The 729-nt window shown below is 63.8% G+C and carries 1 protein-coding gene; it reads right to left on the reverse strand.

The window, feature by feature from the left end; all coding sequences use genetic code 11:
- Positions 1 to 634 (reverse strand): ABC transporter ATP-binding protein (locus A7X77_RS31715; RefSeq protein ID WP_156668221.1); only part of this gene is annotated, 634 nt, incomplete at its 3' end.
- Between the last annotated feature and the right edge of the window lie 95 nt (positions 635 to 729).

A 729-nucleotide genomic window follows, 5' to 3' on the forward strand; every position in this document is an offset into this window, starting at 1 on the left:
GCACCCCGTCCTTCAGCACGGCGATCTTGGTCGCCAGCGTCATCGCCTCGATCTGGTCGTGGGTGACATAGACGAAGGTGGTGCCCATGCGCTGATGCAGCCGCTTGATCTCGGTGCGCATGTCGACACGCAGCTTGGCGTCGAGATTGGAGAGCGGCTCGTCGAACAGGAAGACCTGCGGATTGCGCACCAGCGCCCGGCCCATGGCGACGCGCTGACGCTGGCCACCGGACAGCTGCGACGGCTTGCGGTCGAGCAGATGGCCGATCTGCAGCATGTCGGAGACCTGCTTGATCGCCTTGGCCCGCTCCTCCTTCGGCACGCCGCGGATCTCCATGCCGAAGGCGATATTGCCCGCCACCGTCATGTTCGGATAGAGCGCGTAGGACTGGAACACCATGGCGATGTCGCGCTTGGACGGGTGCAGACCGCTGATGTCGCGCCCATCGATCTTGATATCGCCTGAGGTGATCGTCTCCAGCCCGGCGATGGTGTTGAGCAGGGTCGACTTGCCGCAGCCGGACGGGCCGACCAGCACCAGGAAGCCGCCCTTTTCGAGTTCGAGGTCGATGCCCTTGAGAATGTCGACGGCGCCGAAGCGCTTTCTGAGACCGGAGATTTCCAGGAAGGCCATGACTTACCCTTTGACTGCGCCCGCCATCAGGCCACGCACGAAGTAGCGGCCGGCGAGGATATAGACGATGAGCGTCGGAACGGCGGCGATCATCG

This window comes from Rhizobium bangladeshense (genome assembly GCF_001662075.1).
Taxonomy (GTDB): Bacteria; Pseudomonadota; Alphaproteobacteria; order Rhizobiales; family Rhizobiaceae; genus Rhizobium; species Rhizobium bangladeshense_B.